This window comes from Ruminococcus gauvreauii, assembly GCF_025151995.1.
In the GTDB taxonomy this organism is placed as follows: Bacteria; Bacillota; Clostridia; order Lachnospirales; family Lachnospiraceae; genus Ruminococcus_G; species Ruminococcus_G gauvreauii.
The window spans coordinates 2,119,577-2,139,888 of sequence record NZ_CP102290.1 but is presented as its reverse complement, the minus strand read 5'-3'; the positions used below and the strand labels follow the sequence as shown (position 1 = coordinate 2,139,888).

23 protein-coding genes and 1 pseudogene are annotated in these 20,312 nt (G+C 43.0%); 9 read left to right on the top strand and 15 right to left on the bottom strand.

The window, feature by feature from the left end:
* Positions 1-23 precede the first annotated feature (23 nt).
* From ligA to NQ502_RS10300, 6 genes are read right to left on the bottom strand one after another with little or no spacing between them, the layout of a single operon-like run.
* On the bottom strand, positions 24-1,994 hold the full coding sequence (gene ligA, locus NQ502_RS10325) for an NAD-dependent DNA ligase LigA (RefSeq protein WP_023042321.1): 1,971 nt from the start codon (positions 1,992-1,994) through the stop codon (positions 24-26).
* Positions 1,995-2,007: 13 nt separating this feature from the next.
* Entirely contained in the window at positions 2,008-2,190 is a 183-nt protein-coding gene (locus NQ502_RS10320) for a hypothetical protein (protein ID WP_016295788.1), read from the bottom strand.
* A complete protein-coding gene (locus tag NQ502_RS10315; protein WP_023042320.1) occupies positions 2,183-2,731 on the bottom strand; it encodes a hypothetical protein in 549 nt (182 codons plus the stop codon). The genes NQ502_RS10320 and NQ502_RS10315 overlap by 8 nt, the downstream gene beginning before the upstream one ends.
* Positions 2,724-3,434: an N-6 DNA methylase gene (locus NQ502_RS10310; RefSeq protein ID WP_023042319.1), complete on the bottom strand. Its 711-nt coding sequence runs from the start codon at positions 3,432-3,434 to the stop codon at positions 2,724-2,726. Before NQ502_RS10310 ends, NQ502_RS10315 begins: the two co-directional genes overlap by 8 nt.
* Entirely contained in the window at positions 3,427-3,747 is a 321-nt protein-coding gene (locus tag NQ502_RS10305; RefSeq protein WP_023042318.1) for a hypothetical protein, read from the bottom strand. Before NQ502_RS10305 ends, NQ502_RS10310 begins: the two co-directional genes overlap by 8 nt.
* A complete protein-coding gene (locus NQ502_RS10300) occupies positions 3,741-4,112 on the bottom strand; it encodes a hypothetical protein (RefSeq protein WP_023042317.1) in 372 nt (123 codons plus the stop codon). Before NQ502_RS10300 ends, NQ502_RS10305 begins: the two co-directional genes overlap by 7 nt.
* A gap of 506 nt (positions 4,113-4,618) precedes the next feature.
* On the opposite strand from NQ502_RS10300, the pseudogene NQ502_RS10295 reads away from it, so the two are divergent.
* The 3 genes and pseudogenes from NQ502_RS10295 to NQ502_RS10285 form a co-directional block, all read left to right on the top strand.
* A pseudogene (locus NQ502_RS10295) lies at positions 4,619-5,014 on the top strand (DUF4368 domain-containing protein); the annotation flags it as partial.
* 114 nt (positions 5,015-5,128) lie between these two features.
* Positions 5,129-5,467: a helix-turn-helix transcriptional regulator gene (locus NQ502_RS10290; RefSeq protein ID WP_023042316.1), complete on the top strand. Its 339-nt coding sequence runs from the start codon at positions 5,129-5,131 to the stop codon at positions 5,465-5,467.
* A 510-nt stretch (positions 5,468-5,977) separates the two neighbouring features.
* Positions 5,978-6,403: an RNA polymerase sigma factor gene (locus tag NQ502_RS10285; RefSeq protein WP_023042315.1), complete on the top strand. Its 426-nt coding sequence runs from the start codon at positions 5,978-5,980 to the stop codon at positions 6,401-6,403.
* A 473-nt stretch (positions 6,404-6,876) separates the two neighbouring features.
* On the opposite strand, the gene srtB is transcribed toward NQ502_RS10285, so the two are convergent.
* The 7 genes from srtB to NQ502_RS10250 form a co-directional block, all read right to left on the bottom strand.
* Positions 6,877-7,653: a class B sortase gene (gene srtB, locus NQ502_RS10280; protein WP_023042314.1), complete on the bottom strand. Its 777-nt coding sequence runs from the start codon at positions 7,651-7,653 to the stop codon at positions 6,877-6,879.
* 448 nt (positions 7,654-8,101) lie between these two features.
* On the bottom strand, positions 8,102-9,013 hold the full coding sequence (locus tag NQ502_RS10275; protein ID WP_023042313.1) for a cation diffusion facilitator family transporter: 912 nt from the start codon (positions 9,011-9,013) through the stop codon (positions 8,102-8,104).
* Positions 9,014-9,024: 11 nt separating this feature from the next.
* Positions 9,025-9,723: a hypothetical protein gene (locus NQ502_RS10270; RefSeq protein ID WP_023042312.1), complete on the bottom strand. Its 699-nt coding sequence runs from the start codon at positions 9,721-9,723 to the stop codon at positions 9,025-9,027.
* Positions 9,720-10,403, bottom strand: a complete 684-nt coding sequence (locus NQ502_RS10265) for an ABC transporter permease (RefSeq protein WP_023042311.1) — start codon at positions 10,401-10,403, stop codon at positions 9,720-9,722. The genes NQ502_RS10270 and NQ502_RS10265 overlap by 4 nt, the downstream gene beginning before the upstream one ends.
* Positions 10,400-11,245, bottom strand: coding sequence for an ABC transporter ATP-binding protein (locus NQ502_RS10260; protein WP_016295772.1), 846 nt, complete (start codon positions 11,243-11,245; stop codon positions 10,400-10,402). The genes NQ502_RS10265 and NQ502_RS10260 overlap by 4 nt, the downstream gene beginning before the upstream one ends.
* A gap of 102 nt (positions 11,246-11,347) precedes the next feature.
* Positions 11,348-11,929, bottom strand: a complete 582-nt coding sequence (locus NQ502_RS10255; protein ID WP_016295771.1) for a TetR/AcrR family transcriptional regulator — start codon at positions 11,927-11,929, stop codon at positions 11,348-11,350.
* Positions 11,930-12,007: 78 nt separating this feature from the next.
* Complete coding sequence (locus NQ502_RS10250) at positions 12,008-12,865, bottom strand: alpha/beta fold hydrolase (protein ID WP_023042310.1); 858 nt, start codon at positions 12,863-12,865, stop codon at positions 12,008-12,010.
* Positions 12,866-13,087: 222 nt separating this feature from the next.
* On the opposite strand from NQ502_RS10250, the gene NQ502_RS10245 reads away from it, so the two are divergent.
* The 3 genes from NQ502_RS10245 to NQ502_RS10235 are packed head-to-tail and all read left to right on the top strand — an operon-like array spanning position 13,088 to position 15,264.
* On the top strand, positions 13,088-13,294 hold the full coding sequence (locus NQ502_RS10245) for a MerR family transcriptional regulator (RefSeq protein WP_016295769.1): 207 nt from the start codon (positions 13,088-13,090) through the stop codon (positions 13,292-13,294).
* Positions 13,287-14,648 (top strand): ATP-binding protein, encoded by a 1,362-nt coding sequence (locus tag NQ502_RS10240; protein ID WP_028529318.1) that lies wholly within the window; start codon positions 13,287-13,289, stop codon positions 14,646-14,648. The genes NQ502_RS10245 and NQ502_RS10240 overlap by 8 nt, the downstream gene beginning before the upstream one ends.
* A 13-nt stretch (positions 14,649-14,661) precedes the next feature.
* Entirely contained in the window at positions 14,662-15,264 is a 603-nt protein-coding gene (locus NQ502_RS10235) for a helix-turn-helix domain-containing protein (RefSeq protein ID WP_049898256.1), read from the top strand.
* 310 nt (positions 15,265-15,574) lie between these two features.
* On the opposite strand, the gene NQ502_RS10230 is transcribed toward NQ502_RS10235, so the two are convergent.
* Positions 15,575-16,942, bottom strand: coding sequence for a sensor histidine kinase (locus NQ502_RS10230; RefSeq protein ID WP_028529317.1), 1,368 nt, complete (start codon positions 16,940-16,942; stop codon positions 15,575-15,577).
* On the bottom strand, positions 16,939-17,634 hold the full coding sequence (locus NQ502_RS10225) for a response regulator transcription factor (protein WP_023042593.1): 696 nt from the start codon (positions 17,632-17,634) through the stop codon (positions 16,939-16,941). The genes NQ502_RS10230 and NQ502_RS10225 overlap by 4 nt, the downstream gene beginning before the upstream one ends.
* Positions 17,635-17,790: 156 nt before the next feature.
* On the opposite strand from NQ502_RS10225, the gene NQ502_RS10220 reads away from it, so the two are divergent.
* Genes NQ502_RS10220 through NQ502_RS10210 form a run of 3 tightly spaced genes read left to right on the top strand, consistent with a single transcriptional unit; the run spans position 17,791 to position 20,298 of the window.
* Positions 17,791-18,714, top strand: a complete 924-nt coding sequence (locus NQ502_RS10220) for an ABC transporter ATP-binding protein (RefSeq protein ID WP_023042594.1) — start codon at positions 17,791-17,793, stop codon at positions 18,712-18,714.
* Complete coding sequence (locus NQ502_RS10215) at positions 18,707-19,492, top strand: ABC transporter permease (RefSeq protein ID WP_028529316.1); 786 nt, start codon at positions 18,707-18,709, stop codon at positions 19,490-19,492. Before NQ502_RS10220 ends, NQ502_RS10215 begins: the two co-directional genes overlap by 8 nt.
* Positions 19,493-19,503: 11 nt before the next feature.
* Positions 19,504-20,298 carry an ABC transporter permease gene (locus NQ502_RS10210; protein ID WP_028529315.1) on the top strand — a complete coding sequence of 265 codons (795 nt, stop codon included), beginning with the start codon at positions 19,504-19,506 and terminating at the stop codon, positions 20,296-20,298.
* The last annotated feature ends 14 nt before the right edge of the window (positions 20,299-20,312 follow it).

Here is a 20,312-nt window from a genome sequence, read left to right as displayed (position 1 = left end):
CCGCCACTGTTATTCCGGCGAATTTACGCCAGCATTGCTTCAAATTCTTCCTCCGTCAGTGTTCTGATACCGAGCTGCTGCGCTTTCGTAAGCTTACTGCCGGCCTTTTCACCAACAATCAGATAATCGGTCTTTTTCGTTACCGAACTTGCCGGTTTTGCCCCCAGCTGCATCAGCTTCATCTGGATGCCGTCACGGGTGTAATTCTCCAGTTTGCCGGTTGCCACTACGGTCTTGCCGTAGAAGGGATTTGCTGTATTTGTATTCATATCAAAATTCTCCTTTTCAAATTCAATTTTTTCAAGCAGCGGGCGCCAGAGTTTTTCTTCCTCTGTATCCGCATACCATGTATAAATGTTGTTGTGCATCGTCTCGCCGAAATCCGGTAGCTGCGTAAAGTCGAAGCCGTCCTGAATCGCCTGTTCAAACGCTTCCCACGAGCCGTGGAAATGCCTGTCCAGGTCACGCCCGGCATGTCTGCCGACCATGGGGATCCCCAGACCGGCAATGAACTTCGCCAGCGTGCAGTGGCGGCTCTTTTCGATGGACGCCTGCAGGCGCTCAAAGGATTTCTCCCCGAAGCCTTCCGTCTGCACGATCTCATCACGGTGTTGATCCAGCGCATAAAGATCTGCAAACGTCCGAATCCAGCCATGACTTACAAACTGCTCCAGAGTTTTTTCCGACAGTCCCTCGATATTCATCCTCGTTTTCTCACAAAAGTGGACAAATTTTCGCACCAGTTTGGCAGAACAATGCGGATTTTCACAGAACAGCTGGCGAATACCGCCGCTGCTTTTCCGGAAACTCAGCATCTTGCCACAGCAGGGACAATTGAGCGGAACACAGCAGGTTCCGGTCTTATTGAGGTTCTCTGCAATCTGCGGAATGATCATGTTCGCCTTATACACGCGGATTTTATCACCACGCCCCAATGCAAGGTCCAGATAATTCTCATAGTTATGCAGATACGCCCGGCTTACTTGAGTGCCGTCAATAGACACCGGCTCAAAGATGCCTGTCAGACTGACCATTCCAGTGCGAGTGACTGCCACATCCAAGCCAATGAATGTGGTTTCATACAGTTCATCTTCCCACTTCAATGCAATCAAACGGTTTTCATGATGCCCTGTGGCTCCCAGACCTTTTCCGTAGGCAACATCATCATATTCCATGATAATTCCGTCTACCGGGTAAGGGAACTTCTTCGGATCCATAGCAGAAATTGCATCACGCACCATTGTTTCATCGTGAACCGCATCCAGATAGATGTAGGGCACAACAGAAAAACCGTTATGTGCCAAAAACTGCTGCTGGGCAAGCTTACTCTCCGACTCCAGATAATCGCTCACAAGCTCAAACGCCCAAAACTCAAGCAATCGCTTTTTGGCTTCGCCGGCGTCGAGCTTACGCGTGCTGCCGGATGCCAGGTTCCTGGGATGGGTATAGGGCTCCTCCAGACCGGAATTGATTTTCTCAAAGTTTGCCCATGAGATGACGCCCTCACCTCGGACTTCAAACGAATCTTTCGTAGGAATGGTAAGCGGCACATTAAGAAAAGTGCGCACAGTATGTGTCACATCCTCACCAATGGTCCCTTCACGCCCGCGGGTGATCGCCTGAACCAGCTGGCCGTTCTCATAACGGAGTACCAGCGTCAGACCGTCCATTTTCCAGCTTATCAGCACCGGCTGCTTGGCAGCAAACTTCACCAGATCCTCAACAGATTTTGTTTTATCCGCTGAAAGCATAGGTTTACTGTGGCGTACCTCGGCCAGGCTTTCCAATATTTCTCCAGACACCTTTTGAGTCGGGGAACCGGAAAGAACCAACCCGATTCGGCTCTCAATGTCTTTCAATTCGTCCATCAGGATATCGTAATCCCGGTCTGTCATAATGGGATTATCATCCCGATAATAGGCAATATCTGCCTTTGTGAGTTGCTCGATCAGCTCAAGCATACGCTCATGGTTTGTTTTATATTTCGCACCCATGTGCATTCTCCTTTCAGTCAATTCTGTACATCAATTCCCGAATCGCCTCATACCGGAACTGAAGATCTTTTTCCATCTCTTCCGTCCGTTCCATTGAGTCAAAATCAAGAATTTCCGCATACAACTCAGTTTCTGTTTTTGTGCTGTAGATTTCTTCCACCCTTCCGCCTTTTACAATGATAAACAGCTTATCCATTTCCGCTCACCTCCTTGGGCGTGCAGACCTGAAACGGGGAACACCGGCCGCATATCGGGCATGTAATCCCTAAAGCGTTTCCGGCAGACTGATCCAGCTGCTCCTGTGTAATTTGCCCGGGTATCCCGCAGCATTCTGTTTGAACCCATACCAGTCTGGCAGATTCCAGAACCTCCGGCCGATACTTGCGGTTGAAAGGGATATAGGCCACCCAGAGCGGATCATCAAAAATTCTGGCCATGTGAAGTTCCAGTGCAGTCACCTCCATCTCTTTGAGGGAACTATTGCAATAATTATGCTCCTGCTCCCATTCCAACAGATTTTTCTGCAGCTGTTGCTCTCCGCTTTTTTGAATCAAACCCGTGGCCAGCTGTATCCAATCTTTTTCCTCCAGGTCTCCCAGATCTGTCTTAACGCCTTTTCGGTAGCCGTAAACATTCCTTCTATACTCCTGTCTGATCAGAAAAGCACGTCCGGTTCCGTAATGGACTCGCAGATCAGCAAAGGTCAAATCGTCCAAAGATTTTTCTGTACTATCCACTTGTCGCCGCCCCTTTCTCTGTGCTATTGACAGCGCATTCCCTTTTTATGAAAGGAACAGACGCCAACGGAGTGTACCATCGGGACCATTCTTTCATTGCTAAGGTGTCGCCATGAATGACCACCGCCGGAATTCCATACAGACTGAGCTGGATATATGCCATCCACACACAGCGGATGTCAATATCCTGGGCAACAAAAAAACTCTTGTGCCGAAAATCGAAATCTTTCTGCTTCATGGCCCATACTGCACCAATCACCATCGTACCCGAACCGCAAGTAGGCTCGTTGATCATGATAGGGGCTTCCGTTTCAGAGCGCTCATCCACTGGGTTTACAAGCCGCGCCATCATCCGGCAAATATTATCGGGAGTGAAATACTGTCCGTTCCACTCGTTATTTAAGCGAAGCTCATGATAGATACTGCCAAGAATATCGCAGGGATCCTCCTCATGCTCATGAATAGCAAGAGCCAGCAGAGCGAGCATATGCGCATAGCCGTTGAGGGTTTTAGGATCCATAGCAGATGTCATTTCCTCATACCGCTTCTCGCGTTCTTCTGCGTTTGACGGATCCATCTCTGCAGAGATACAGGTTGCTGAAATCTCCAAAAAAGTAGTGAAGACATGATTCAGCCCTTGTGACTGCCCCAGACCTCTGATTTCATCAACCAGCTCGCCTCTGTACGTTTTTTTCTTACCCATAGACGCCACTTCCTTCCGCACTGCCGCCTTCACTGACCCGTTCAAAATGAAACGGAATCCCGGCTTGATATGGATACAGTGTAAAGTCATGGTCACTCCATATACGCATTGCATGGCCGCCCTTGAATTTTGAAATCAGGACCCGCTTACTCTTGTCGAACAGCATGTCCATCTGTGCCGAACTATACCGGCTTACATACTCAAGCAATTCAAAAATATATGACTTCTCCGTTTCCTTTACTGACATAACAATCCGGTATCGGTCAAATATTCCGTTATCGTGTTCGGCGATATATTTTCCGCTTTTCAACATGCGATCACCTCACCACTTTCGTTCTGATAAACAATGTTTCCATGTAAAATCGGAGCTTCAAACGCCAATAGCCTGCCATCGTCTTCAAATTCCATCGAAGTGATACAGATATTGAGAGGAGTATCGCTTTCAGAATACAAACCGATATCGGTTATTTTCATATCCTGCAGCTGCTCCAGTCTGCCATTGGCATAGACCTCTCCAAAATACACCCCTTTGTATCGGGCACTGAAACCGTCGTCAGCCCGCCCAATATCACTTTCATCCCAATTAAGAGAGGCGGTTTCTCCGTTTGCCAATTCCACCTCAATATAATCAATTATCAGATCCTTGACGGTAGTTCTGGCATCCAAATAAAGAATCATAGGCATTTCCTTTCTGCATTCCTGCGTGGTTTTATCTATATACACGGGTATGCCGAAAGGCTCCCCGGAACAAAGATTAGGGGAGCCGTAAAAGCTCCGATCTATATAAAAAAAGCACCCAAAGAACCGAAATTCTCTGAGTGCCTTTATTGCCCGAGGGCCTGATATGAAATTGTAGCAGATGGGCGGAGGGCTTGTGCCTCCGGACTCCCCATTCTGTGCTTCTTGGAAAAGAAGCAGAAGAAACAAAAAAAGTGCCTGAAAGTATATACTCTCAGACACTGTGCAACCGGAAAAACTCTAATCGCTCGAAAGCAATTACTGATACTGATGTAGGTAGTATAACATATCTATTTCAGATTTTCAAGTGGTGATATATGCTCTAAGTGACTTCTTAATCATGGTTTTTCTCATGGTTACTGAAAACACTTAGAGCATTTTTCATGCAAGGATGACGCGAATATGAGAAACGAGAAAATCACCCCATTGTACGAGCGATTAAGCCATTAAACGAGTTTGTCGAGAAAATCCTTGTGCATGAACGCGCCCGCAAGGGCAGCATTGAAACCACGCAGGAGGTTGAAATCTATTTTAACTTTGTGGGCCGATATGTGCCTCCCCACTTCGGAGAAGTAAACCTCACCCCAGAGGAACAGGAGGCCCTACGGAAGAAAGAGGAACGCAAGAACAGACTGCACCAGAACTATCTACGCCGCAAAGCTAATGGAAAACAACGCGAGTATGAGGACAGGATAAAGACCGAGAAGCGGCGGCAGATGGAGGCCAAGAAAGCAGCTTTACGAGCCGAGGACATGGCCAATGGTGTGTATGCCCTCACTAGCAGCCTGCAGAGGAAAGAACCACAAAAAGGCATTCTATCAGCCCGAAGCGCTGTTATTTGAGTAAAAATATGCCGCAACACGAATGCAACCTATAATTGCGTAATAGTTGGTAGCTGCAACACGACAATTTTGATAAAATAAAGCCATAACAAAGAAGAAAGGAGGCGTACCCATATGAAATCTTCTATAACGTCTATTTTGGTTGGTGTAATCTTTATCGGCGTGTTTGTTACTTTGTTTGTTCTCATTGTTCGTGCTTTCCTGAAATATCTAAAATCGAGTAATGTTCGTAAAGAGAAAGCTGCCGTGAGTCAATCTCTCGGAGAAACATTAAAAGCGTACCGAACCCATTGTCAAATGACACAAGAGTTTGTGGCAGAAACAATAGGGGTCAGCAGACAAGCAGTATCAAAATGGGAAAATGGAACATCAGACCCAAGTACTTCAAACTTGTTTGCATTAGCAAAGCTATATGGTATATCGGTAGAAGAATTAATAAAAGATGTAAAATAACTTCAATAGTTGCCGCACGACGGCAAAGAAAAAAAGCCGTCGTGTAGCAACTATATTTCCACGCACCTTATTAGTTTCGGTGGCTTTGAAATAATCAAGGCCTCTTTTTTATGCGGCCAGTGGAGGGTCGCAATGAGCAAATATCCCTTTTGACGCGCCTCTTACATGGGCGACAAGCCACAATAAAATAGCGAAAACGTCCACCACGGCGCAAGTGAAAAGCCAATCACTTGCGCCCTTTTTTATGCGACAATACATGAGCTATTCCGTTGCGGTTCGTCTGCGATTGCAGACGAGTGCCGGGGATATTTGCAGAAATTCAGAGCCTTTGTTTTTACCGGGCCTCCAGTTTACAAGAAAATAAAAAAATTCGGCGCAGGAGGGCCGGAAACCTCTCTTTTTCAGACGGTAAAATTCGGGTCAAGTTGACCCGATGTTCGGCACTGTTGCCGCTCTCCGCTCCCCCCGTTTCGATTCGCACCAACCCCAATCGAAACGGAGGAAAGGCAGATGGAAGTCATCATCAAAATAAACGGACAAGCCCTGTCCGTGGAAGTCAGCGTTGAGGTCTATGAGTTCCTTGACCGGGCCGACCACAAGGAGGAAAACCTATCCCATGAGCAGCGGCGGCATTGGGACATAAGGGAGTTTGACGAGTACATAGTCGCCGCCGAGGACCGCACCAACCAAGAAACGCCAGAGCAATACGTTTGCCGGAGGGAAACGCTGGACGAACTGCTTTCCATGTTGGAGAGCTGCACCGCCACACAGCGCCGCCGGTTCCTGCTCTACGCGCTGGACGGATTGAGCTATGAGCAGATCGCCCGGCTGGACGGCTGCTCCAAGTACACCGTGAGGGATTCCGTGGAGGCGGCCAGAAAAAAGTTTCAAGATTTTTTCAAAAACAGACCCCACGAAACACGATTTTCAGGCTAACCAAGTGAGGGGAACAATCTCCATCACCGAGAGGGACAGGCAGTAGCAAGCTGCTTGTCCCTCTCGCCATTTTAGGAGGTCAGCCCATGACAGTAATCAATTTGAAACGCTACTACTATCCCCTTGTAAAAACGGACATGTTTGTGGTGGTGACAATTTGATGCTACTGGATATTTTTGCGTTTTTACGCATTTTAGGTCAGCAGAAAGGCTTTGGAAATCGTTTTACCATCGTTCTTTTACAAGTCGTTGAGAATCATCTTTCCACCTGTAAGCCCATCGCTGCTAAATTGCCGCAATTATTCAGATCCACTTCTATAAAAATCGTAAGGTTAGATCACTATGGAAATGAAACGTAATCTGCACTTGATATAGGAGCAGAGAGTTTTCATTACGAATTATCGGGGAAACGCACCTTTTTTCGTAATAGCATCCCCCCAATTCAATCCATTATTCTATTTTCTTCTGAATCCGTTACTCTTCCGGCTTTAATATGCCAAGCAATACAAACCTGGCATTGTTAAACTCGTAGCTGCAGGTAGATAACGTCAGCATCCGGTCTGTGACTGCCGGAGTAATTCCGCTGGTGAAGCACGAGCGTTCTTTTGCCTTATCCAGCCACCCTGTAAAATCCGGGTCTGAGGGGAAAGCCAATTCCCAGGCTTTATCCTGGACACTGGCCACATATCCGGCGAAAATTTCTATCTCATAATTTTTATCCGGTGTCAGCAGCAAAGCCACAGAATGTGAATCATAAAACTCCTGCTTCTTATATTCCGTAAGCCCGGAAAACATGCTGCCATTTTTCATATGATGTCCATAAATGATGCTGTGCCGGTCTGAGAAATCCACTCTGTTTCTGCTGTCCAGAAAGATGCAGCCAGATCCGTTCCACTCACCGCTGAACAAATGCTTCAGGTAATACTGGTTATCGTTACCTTGCACAACCGGATAATTGATTTCTGTCCCTTCAATATAAATCCATCCTACAATATCCGGATTGATTTCCTGCAGGGAAGCAAAATCTACAGCCGGCCACTCCCGTCCCCCAGACTCAGTTTCATCATCCACTGGGGATGCGGAAGGAGCCTCCGGTTCCTCCGGCAGCTTCACATAGTCCTCCAAATCAGTATAGGAGTCCTCGCCTTCAGAATACTCATGGTACTGCTTATATAACTGAATGGCGCCTATCACAATGCCGCTAGTAAATATTAAAATCAGCATGATGCAAATAATCTTTTTTTTCTTCATGTCCATTCGCCTCCTTATTTTCATTACACGATTCGGCAGGACAATCTACAACCTCTTAAATTAAAAAAGCCCACACAAAACATATGATTTGTACGAGCCTTTAAAGCTGTATTGCATTCGATTTTTTGTAAAGATTTATTAAATTGTATTTGATTGTATAGAATGGTACTTAAAGATTTCCATAAAGTTAACCCCCCTTAAAGCACTTTCTAGGATCTAAAACATCATTCTACAACATAACAAATTTCAATAAACCTTAATACATCTTGTCGTCCTCGCTATCTTTTGAACGATTGTTAGAATTTCTCTTTTGGTTATATTTCTTCATAATTACAAGTTTAAGTAAACCAACGACAATTAAAACCACGACAATGATAATCCACCAGTATTGTTCCATAACCTACTTCCCTCCTTTCCCTTTCAATAGTCTTAAATCATCTTCCCTGTCCTATGTAGAATAGAGAAGTTCATTCGCATTAACATGTACCATACAATGTTTACATTGTGGAAAGTTGTTTTCAATCGTTTGATGGACTGCCTCAGCAATTCCATGAGCATCATAAAGAGCTAAATTACCATCAGCTAATATTTCAATATCTACATACATTTTTGCTCCAAACATACGAGTTTTTAATTCATCAATGCCATCAACCCCTTGCTGCTTAAGCACAACTTCCCTAATCTTTGTTTCAGTAACATTGTCACAACTATGGTCTACCATTTTGTTAATGCTTTCTTTGAAAATGTCCAAAGCAGCTTTTAAGATACAACCGCAAATCACAACGCTTGCAATAGAATCGAGAATAGCAAAGCCTAAACGCGCTCCTAAAATGCCAATTAAGGAACCAACCGACGAGAGTGCATCAGAGCGGTGGTGCCATGCGTCAGCCATAAGCGCATCAGAATTTGTATGCTTTGCAGCATTTCTTGTAAACCAGTACATCCACTCTTTTATAACAATGGATAAGACTGCCGCCGTAAGTGCGATTCCACTAGGAATAGAAAGCGTATTGTACTGTCCTGAAAAGATTTTCTTGATCCCTGAATATCCTATTCCAACACCCGTTATAGCCAAGGCAACAGAGAGAATAATGGAAGCCACACATTCCATACGTTCATGCCCATAAGGATGTTCTTTATCAGGCTGTTTTTCTGATATTTTAATTCCAACCATCACAACGATTGTGCTTAATACATCAGAAGCCGAATGTACAGCGTCCGACAGCATGGCACTTGACTTTCCTATATATCCGGCAGCAAATTTAAGTAGCGATAAACCCAGGTTGATGATTAGTGTGATTTTGGAAACCTGAATAGCCTTATTTATATTTTCGTTTTGCAGAAGTCTACCTTTTTCCATAATATGCCTCCTTATCCTGCCAGCTTCCGAAACAGGCGTTTTGTAAGGAAGTAGTACCAGACTAAAGCTACCACAAATCCTATAGAGAAATAAAGAAACGCTTCACTCTGCATGGCTTTCGCTACCCAAAATGATGGAAGAAAGCCAACCGCGAACTGGTAGTAACTATCAATAAAGAAAGGGGCAGGTATTCCGAGCAATGTAAGTGCAGCTAGTTTTGTAACTGCCATACCCTCTAATTTATTGCCTGATAATGTGATAATCATAAGCGAAACAATAATTGCCTGTACTGAGCCGAGAAGCGCCAAGCATACTGTCATTCCAACGGACAACTTTTCTAATGAAAAAAACAACAGTACAATAAAAGCAATGACCGCCGAAATAATTGAGGGTACTCCCAACCTTGTAAAGAGATACCCCGACTTACCAAGAGGGGTAATCGAAAAGTACCGTGACACTTTATCGTCGATTTCCTCTAATGTAATCATTGCAAATGCAAAGCAAAGCAATACAGGCGCCATGATAGAAAGCAATAAATCAAAAATCGGATAATATGCTTGCAAAGAAAACTTCGTTATTCTTTCAAGAAATGGAATACCAAACTTAATTAAAGTTCCCATAATAAAAGGGGAGAAGCAAGCCGCAAACATCATAGGGTCACTTTTGATTTGCTTAAATATCTGTATGGTGCTGGATAATATCTTTTTCATAGCTTTACACCTCCCAAACTTTTCCACATATGCTCTACTGTATGTCGAGCAACCATGTAGAGAATCATCAACGTAGCAATTACAAGTACCGTATCAGGCGATAATAAAACACTTTTTCCAGTTATAAGGTTCATGCAAGCTGTGAATGGAAAAAAGCGGAACAGATATGGTAACTTCACAAACAGACCAACAATAGGTGGTACAAAACAAACAATTTCTATCGGCATAATCACAATGAGAAATTGGTTCAAGTTTGAAATTTTTGTAGCCGCAATAATTCCAATCATAGTAAAGATTGCTGATGTCAATGCCGTACCAACTGTGATACCAAGCAAATGATTGCTGCCGGAAACAAACCCCAATATCAACGCAATGATCGTAGAAATAGCAATCAACGCAACTGTTTTTGAAAGTATGTACTCCGATACTTTTACAGGCGATACTACCATAGCATTTAACACCTTTTGACTTTTTTCCAAGAGGACAATCGCTCCCATAAAAAACAATCCCATTGCTGCCGGGTCAGAGTATATCATGATAGAAGCAATATCCGTTTTCCAATGTCCCGTCAAAGCGGCAATCCCACACACATATAAAACTGTTAATATAAAGTAAATAAAATAAAAACCATATTTCCATTGGAAATGTATATCTCCACGAATTAAGCGTCCTAATCTCATTGAAGTGTCCTCCCCGTAATATCAACGAAAATGTCATTTAACGTAGGTTCACTACTATGGATAGAAAGCAGACGATTTTCAGAAATTAAATTTTTTAACATCTTATCCTCTGTGGTTCTATCAAGCAGACATTCCCCGGTTTTTTCGCCGTTGTCATAATAGGTATATTGTATTTTTGCAGCACCCCTTGACATGATTAAATTATGTGGGCTGTCTAACGCGCTGACTTTTCCCGCAACAATAAAAGCTACCTGATCGCATAGCTCCGTTGCGTCATACATATTGTGAGTGGTGATTATGATAGTTTTTCCGCGCTTCTTCTCTGCAAGGATAATATCTTTCATCAAGCGATTATTTGTAGGGTCAAGGCCGCTTGTTGGTTCATCAAGAAATAATATATCGGGGTCATGGATTAACGCTTTGATAAAATTCAAGCGAGAACGCATACCTTTGGAAAAGTCGGCAACCTTTTTGTCTCCGTCATTTTCCAAGCCTACCATATGCAATAATTCATCAATAGACCGGGGCTGCTTTTCATACAGCGAAGCGAAATAGGCAAGGTTTTGTCGTGCCGTAAATTTCTCATAACAGGTAGAAAATTCAAAGTCCACTCCAATATTCTCATAAAACCGATTTGTACGTTCCCTTATTTCAATACCTGCAACTTTTACGCTGCCTTTATATTTTGTATTAAGCCCAGTCAATACTTTTTGTATGGTTGACTTCCCAGCTCCAGAGGGTCCTAAAAAGCCGAAAATTTCTCCACGTCCAACATGGAAACTCACATCTTCAACAAAGGGCTTTTCAGTATAGCTGAAATACAGTTTTTTTACATCAATCATTATTTTTCCTCCTTTAATCTTATGACGCTTATAGATATATAGTCATATAAAATGTAAAAAATTTGTTTGGCTACCTGCCTGTCAAATAACCAAACAAAATTGTTACTCTGCTACTACTTGCTGAATAATCCCATTCACTAAAAGGTTTTGTATCATATTCAGTTCTTCATCCTCTTTGAATTGTTCCAAACAGGACAAAACAGAATACAGGGATTTTATAATAACCGTATGCGGAACCAAAAATACAACCCCTAGATCTTCCAGTATCTCCAGTATACGAATATCATTGTGCATATGGCTTTCAAAAATATCCGGTGATAATTTTCTTTGCAGATAGTCCATTATAGATAAGTCAATCTGCGAAAGAATAGGTGAAGTAATCAAACCCGTTAAACTTAGCTTAATAGCGTCCTTTGCTAAATCTCTATGGTTCTTATATTTTTTCTTTTTAATTGTTGTTTCTATACTTTCAAATAGCTCTTTTTGTAAGCGAAAATTGATTTCCACATATAGATGTTCTTTACTGGGATAAAAAGCATAGAAAGACCCCTTTGATATGTTTACGGCGGCCACTAAATCATCAACCGTTACTTTTTTCAAACCGTGTAATGCAAACAGCTTTTCTCCCTCTATCAAAAGTTTACCGCTGATGATCTCTTTCTCTTGTTCTGTAAACCGTGGCAATTCTCATAACCTCCTTATGACTAAATTGTTAGTATCGTCACGAAAAGTATAACATTTACTGCTCATATGATCAATATACTATCCGAGATATTTATGCAATGTAGGTTCCAATGCGTTTATCGTCGTGTCTGTATCCTCATTAAAAATCATGTGGCGATTAAGCTCTAAAGTAAGTAATTCCTTTTGCGGCGCATGAATTAAATCAAATACTTTGCTGGTATAATCAAAGCTAAAAAGCGGATCGCCTTTGGCAGTAATTAAAATAACAGGACATTGTATAGACCCATTCTCCAGGCACGATAAGTCAGCATTGAATAAACTGGCGACAAATCTTAAAGGATAATAAGGTAAAAGCATAGGGTCGTTTAAGCAATCTTGTTTTGCCTGTTCACTATAAAATACTCTGTCATAGTCTAAATAAGCATCTCCCGGTACTTTATAGTTAGGTAACAACTTTCCGCCCACGCGAAAGCCCCATTGTATCAGCCCCATAAAACGGTGTGTCCATGCAGGATATTTTGTTAGGCTCATAGTTTCTTTTAGCGTAGTCAGCATGATATTATGTGGAAAAACGGCTTTTAATCTTGTATCTTTACCTGCCGCCATTGCAGCTAAAATCCCGCCTTGACTGGAACCCATAACAGCTATGTTTTCACCGAAATTTTCTATTCCGTAAGTCGTTGCGTCATATACATTATGCAACATATCTTCCATTGTATAATTTTTCTTGATTTTAGGGCTTTTTCCGTGTGAAAGATAATGAACGCCTATTATATTAAATCCTCTTTCACTCAATCCACATAGAAAATTCTCATACATGAGAGGGTGTGACATAGTACCTGGCAAAAAAACAATGGTAGGACTCCTTCTTTCTGTATACCAAATAGAAAGTGTTATCGGAACATTATTTGAAGAAATTCCAACTTCTTCATACATACCTTATGCCTCCTATATGACTAAATTGATTTTATAGTCATATTATAACTTGTTACAAGCGGAAAGTCAATAGCTATAAATATATGATTTATGTATAAAAATGAGGTAAGAAATAAGAAAAGGAAAACGTGTAGCCGGAAATCATTCTGACATTTTTAGCAAAACCCTTGATATTATTCCGCAAACCGAATATAATATATAAAGTTAAGGGGGCGATAAATTATGAAATTTATTTCAACAACGGAAGCCGGCAAAAAGTGGGGACTTTCTTCTCGCCGTGTAGGTATCCTCTGCAGCGAGGGTCGTATCCCCGGAACTCAGAAGACCGGTAACACATGGCTTATTCCTGAAGATGCAGAAAAGCCAGCCGATGCACGCATTAAAAGCGGTAAATATATAAAGAAATGCGAGGAACAAAGCAATGCCTGAGATGCAGATTATAGAATGGAAAGAAATTTGGAAAGATGACTATCTGGCATGGATCTGTGGTTTTGCGAATGCACAGGGCGGCACGCTTTACATCGGCAAAAACGATAATGGCGAAACCGTAGGCCTGTCTAATTCCCATAAGCTGCTTGAGGATCTTCCGAATAAAATCCGTGATGCTATGGGTATTATTGTGCCTGTCAACCTTCATACAGATGGCGAAACCGAGTATATTGAAATTTCTGTACAGCCCTATCCTATTGCTATCTCATACAAAGGCGTTTATTATTACCGCAGTGGCAGTACGAATCAGAAATTAACCGGATTGGAACTGGAGAGCTTTTTGCTCCGTAAACAGGGCGCAACCTGGGACAACCTTCCTTTGCCGTCCTTCACAATCTCTGATATTGATAATGGTGTTGTTAAGCGTTTTATAAAGTGGGCGGCCAAAAAGGGACGTATTGATGAGAGCGCTTTAGATGAGCAAAAAGAGACGCTGATGAAAAAGCTGCACTTAATGAATAATGACTACTTAACAAATGCTGCCATGCTCCTTTTTGCAAACGATCCAGAAGAGTGGCAGCTTGGTGCTTTTACAAAAATCGGTTATTTTGAAAGTGATTCTGAACTTCGGTATCAGGATGAAATACATGGTTCACTGCTTGACCAGATTGATCGGATTATCGAAACTATCCATCTGAAGTATATGAAAGCAAAGATCACATACGAAGGAATGCAGCGGATCGAGCGTTATTTCGTCCCAGATGCGGCACTGCGCGAGGCTCTCTTGAATGCCCTGTGCCATAAGGACTATGCCCGTGGCATACCGATTCAGGTAAGTGTATATAATGACAGATTATATATTGCAAACTGCGGCCGACTGCCTGAAAACTGGTCTGCAGAGAAGCTCATGGAAAAGCACTCGTCTGAGCCCTTTAACCCTAATATTGCCCATGTATATTATCTTGCCGGTTTTATTGAAAGCTGGGGGCGCGGCATAGAAAAGATCTGTGATGCCTGCCGTGAAGATGGTGTACCATTGCCGGAATACGATATTACCGGAAATTCGGTTATGATCAAATTTATTGCACCAGAAGATCGGATTGTATATGGACCAGGGGAAACTGCAAATGGAACTGTAAACGGAACTGTAAACGGAACTGTAAATTTAAGTGACAAAGAAAAAGAGATTCTTGCTCTTCTTTCTGAGGATCCTGCTTACACCTATCAAAATCTTGCTGATAGATTGAATATCGGAAGAAAAGCTGTATTTGGGAGAATCAAAAGCTTAAAGGAAAAAGGTATTATTGAAAGAATCGGCTCGGATAAAAATGGTTATTGGCAAATAAACGAATAAAGGTGGTGAACAGATGCCAAGACAATTCAAACAGGCACGGCTGATCAACAAATTAAAGATGACAGAGGCTGCCGAAAAACTCGGCATCTCTCAGCCAACCCTAAGCGCATGGGAAGGAGAACGTAAGTCTCCTTCCATTGACGGACTTGAGAAAATGTCTGATCTCTATGGTGTAACAACGGATTTTCTCCTCGGACGGTCAGAGCAGGGGATCTCGGTCCAATCTGTACCAATTGCTCCGGAAACCCTTCCAATCTTTCATGGAAAACCAGTCTGGTCTGCGGAGTACGGATGGATGCTGGTTGATGCCGGCAATCATACTCTATTGCTCCCAAATGGACAGACCGTTCCGTTTGCTGACGCCAAAAGGCTGTTTACGCTGCCCCAGTTATTTTCCGAACCAAGCCTGCCATCCGGAAAACCGCTAATCCTATCTGAGATCCAGCAGTTCACCCGGATATGGCTGGAGCCAATCTCTCCAGACTCAGATTTGCGGAATGAATTGCGGGGCTGGTATCAGGTCAAAAAGCATTTTGTCCAAAATGAGTATGGGAATCGGTTTTATTTGGATACCTATGGAGCAAAATGGCTTGCTTTTTATCCTGAACAGCAATAAAGAAAGCACCGATACCCGATATAATATCAGGCATCGGTGCATTTGTTGTTTACGCTTTTGAACAGGCCGCCAAACAATATTCAGTTGTAAGACTTATGTTCAACCACGGACAACAGTGTAAGGAGAATTTTTATTCCCTCTATAAGGATACTGCACCTCCTCCCCTTCAATTCACCTGACTAAGCAGTGGACTTCTTCCATCTGCTTTTGTTGTGTAAATTGTATCAGGGCGGATTCTGCTTTCTTTCCCGATGTATCCTTCTATTGTCCTATTTTTTGTGAATTTTTAGAAGAGTAAACAGTAAAGATTTTATAGTTTCATAGGCAGGTGAATACTGACGATCAATCCATGTGGGATCGCACCAGAAAAGAAAACATCCCCATGATGTGCTTTCACAATCTGCCGCACAATTTTAAGACCCAAACCATGTTCCGCTTCATCTGTCTGTTTTTGTGTACTGGAAATATCCTCGTCACTGTTCAAGGCGTTTAATTGCAGTTCACTCACTCCATAACCATTGTCCATCACGGAAAAAGTACAGCTTGCATCATTACTGCCAACAGAAATCTGTATTTTACACCCATCGGGATTATGGACAATACAATTTCTTATCAAATTATTCAGCATCCGATTAAGCAAAACCTGGTCCCCGAAAATCGAGATGTTTTTACCGGGATTATCTTCTGATAATTCCAACTCGTAAAGTTCTGATAGGCCATCATTCAATACTTCACTGACAACCTGACGTGCTAACTCTATCGGGTCAAGGCTTTGTTTTTGCATAGGCTGCATGGAATATTCTAATTTAGTTGACAAATTCAAATCAGCCACTAAATCTTTTAGCCGTTCACTGTGTCTCCGGATTATCCCAGCCTGGTTTCGGACAGCTTCCGGCAAAGAAGAAGTGTCTTCTATTTCGCTTGCATATCCCAAAATCACAGAAAGCGGTGTGCGTATATCATGGGAAATTCCCCTGATCCAGTCTGCACGGGTATTATCCTTTTTCAGCAAATAGTCACCGGCCTTATTCAAACCAGCATTGATTTCTGCTAACTCGCCGGTTTCTTCCAGATGGACAGGCTTTCCAACTGATAGATGCCGAATGCCTCTCAAAATCGGCGCCATAGCTTTTTCTACCCGGCGGGCATTGCGGATAAACAAATATATCATCAAAAAAATATTGATACAGAATACCGCCGTTAATCCGAATAGCATAGGCCAAATATATTGCGCCTTGAAAGAAAAATAGTAATTCACAACGCTTTCTGGAGGCAAGCCGATCACCAAAAGCCCATCCTGTCGTTTTGCAATATTGGTCGGATAATCATCAAGATACCAGCGACTAAACATGGCAATATCCATTGAGGAATAATGGCGTGGTAATTCTTCCGGCAGATTTTCTTCCCAAACGACAGTGCCATCATCATCTAAGATCATAGCCCACGCTTCAAAATTATTCAGCATTTCTTTCGCTTGTGTATCTGCACTGAATTCCCCATCTGTTGCCATGATATGATTTGAAAAATCCTCGATTGGAAATTTGGATGTTGCCACATTACCTAAATAAGCTATTACAAAATAGGAAGCTACTAACAGTGCATTGACAGCCAGAAAAAGAACTATAATCCTAACTGTGGAAAATATATAACGGCGAAAAAATCGTTCTGATGTGTTCACGTCTGCGCCCCCTTAATATTCAGGCGGTACCCGATCCCCTTAATCGTCACAAGGGCAATCGGCTTTGAGGGATTTTCTTCAATCTTTTCCCTCAAATGCCGGATATGGGTTGCTAACGTACTCTCATATCCCTGCCAGAAGTCGCCGCAAATCGCCTGGCACAGTGCGCCGGTAGTAACGATTCGGCCTGCGTTTTCATACAGCTTTTCAAAAAGTTGGAACTCTTTGGCCGTCAGTGAGATGCTTTCCCCATTTCGTTGAACCATTGCTTTTTCCAAATCAACGGTTGCTGTATCAAAGAACACTTTGCGATCCTTCCCAGGATAGGCCCTCTTCAATATGGCCTGCACCCGGAATAATAATTCCTTCGGCAGAAATGGTTTCAACAGGTAATCGTCCGCTCCATTTTCAAAACCCGCAAATTTGTCCTCCGCTTCACCGCGAGCTGTCAGCATGAGAACCGGGATTTTGCTTATCTTTCGCAATTCTTTTAGTGTGGCAAATCCATCCATGCCTGGCATCATAACATCAAGGATCACCATATCCGGCTGCTTCTCTTTACATACTTTCAGAGCAGCTTCACCAGAGGATACCGTCAACACTTGCGTAAAGCCGGCTCTCATAAAAATGGATCTCACCATTTCCAACAGCTCAGTTTCATCGTCTACCACAAGAATCATTCTATCGTTCATAAGTCACCACCTTTTTTCTGTTTATATTATACCGCAAGATGGACAGATTGACTATTCTGGCCTTGAAATCTCAAAGTAAATTCAAAGTTGGCTCAAAGTTATCTCAAAGTTGATGTGCTATGCTGATAACGAAAACAAAAAGGAGGCGCAAGCTATATGAGTGATTACATTATTGAAACGCATGATCTGACGAAAAAATACGGAAATCAGAACAGCGTTTCCCATCTGAATATTCATGTAAAAAAAGGTCGTATCTATGGACTTCTGGGACGCAATGGTGCAGGCAAGACAACGACCATGCGGATGCTGCTGGGACTGACAGCTCCCACGTCCGGTGAAGTGGAGATTTTCGGTAAGCCAATTCATGGCAATGAAAAGGAAATCCTGCCCCGAATTGGCTGTCTGATCGAGTCACCGGGTTTTTATCCCAATTTGACAGGAACAGAAAACCTGAAAATTTTTGCCGACCTGCGGGGATTGAAAAGCCCGCAATACATCAAAAATGCTTTGGAAGTTGTCAACCTGCCTTACCGGGACAAGAAATTATTTTCGCAATATTCTCTCGGTATGAAGCAGCGTTTAGCTATTGCATTGGCCGTTATGCACAATCCCGAACTGTTGATTTTGGATGAACCGATCAACGGCCTTGACCCCATCGGTATTGCAGAGGTGCGCGATTTTATCCGGGAATTGTGCGACGCCACAGGGAAAACGATCTTAATTTCCAGCCACATCCTTTCGGAAATTTCCCTGTTGGCTGATGATGTTGGAATTATCGACCACGGTAATTTGCTGGAGGAAGAAAGCCTAAAAGCGCTGGAAAGTAAAAACGCGAAGTACATCCATTTTTGCGTATCGGATGCACAAAAGGCTGCACAGATTATTGCCGCAACATTTCAGAGCAAAAACATCCAGCTTATGGATGACAAGAATCTGTATCTTTATGATACAGCCCTGCCTGTAGCGAGAATTAACCGCACATTTATTGAAGCTGGCATTGACGTTTGGGAAGCCCATCTCTGCGAGGATACTTTGGAGGATTACTTCAAGAGAATTACAGGGGGTGAGGGGATTGCTTAAACTGATCCAATGCGAAATGCGGAAGTTAAAGCGGAAACACTTTGTATCATTTGTGATTTTCGCCGCACTTCTGTTCCCAATTCCGTTTACGGCTCTTGTACTGGCTGGAAGCATGGGTAACTTTACCGGCTTTGAAGCAGTTTTTGGCTTGCTGGTTACTATGGGTATGCCCATCATGCTTCCGGCTGTTTTAGGTATCATTGCGGCCATGCTATTTTTCATGGAACGGGATAACGATACTTTGAAAAACCTACGCATTATCCCTAGCTCCCCAGCTAAGATTGCTACCGCAAAAATCGCTGTACTTTATATTTTGGGACTGATCTTTGCCTTTGCCACCATGGTTTCGTCAATGGTTGGCGGCCTGATTGCCGGAAGCGAGTTGACAAATATTGGGGAAAACTTTGGGATTGCAATTATCACAGCATTGCTTTACACAACAAGTATTTTGCCGGTTGTCATTGCGATTGTCGGATTTAACCGCTCCTATATCTTTTCGGTTATTCTAACCTTTTTTTATACAATGTTCGACTTTATGCTTGCGTATGGAGGACTATTTGCCACAACAGACCCAATGATGAAGATGATCACAAACATCATGCCAGCACCTATTATTTACCGTTGGCAGGCGGTGCGGTTTGTTGATCCCGGAACCCCGGCTTATTCTGTAATGGAGCCGTATTTTTTACCTCTGTGGCTTGTTGCATTAACCGTCGTTATTATTGGGGTGCTGTCTTATCTGGCGATTGTCAGAATTTATAGCAAACGCGAAAGTTGAGGTGAGAAAAAATGGTAAGTATTATAAAAACAGAATTTAGCAAAATGAAGCGGTACTCCGTAATCTGGATCGGCGTAGCAACGATGTTTACTGTCGTGCTGCTTGCCCGGTTTATGGCAACAGCCTCTGACGGGGCGACCCATACGCTCATGAACTTTTCTTCCAGCGTAATTTGGAACAATTTAGTTCTGATATATCCTGCAACAATCGCATTGATTGCCGGATATATCATTGACCGGGAGCGTACAGACGACACGCTGAAAAATATTCTCACAATCCCTGTTTCCTTTCGGAAAATGCTGATTGGGAAACTGATTGCTGTTGGATGTATGGCGGCAGCGCTTTCCGTTATCGAATTCCTGTTCACACTCATTGTTTTCTTTGCCAGCGGATTTCCCGGATTTTCTATCGGCGGTATGATACAGGTGCTTTTTCAGATGATCGGTATCAATATGATTTCCTATATTGCGGTCATGCCTGTTATTGCCTTTACTGCTCAAAGAAGCGGCAGCTTTATGGCCGGTGTTGGCTTTGCTTTCTTTTATGGTTTTGTGGGAATGATGGCCTCCGGCCACGGCCTGCGTGATCTATATCCTATTACAGCAGGCCTTACCGTAATTGGTTATCAGGATGGAAGCAGTGATCCAACAGGAAACATCTTGTTGAGCGTAGCATCTATCCTGTTTATACTGGCCGTGACATTCATTATCGTTTTCACAGCGAAAAATCGTGAAGTAACCACCGCAAAGAAAAGGAAGAAAAATTCTGGGAAAACGGTTCAAAAAAGAAATCATAGTGCGAGGTAGCCAGTTATGAAAAG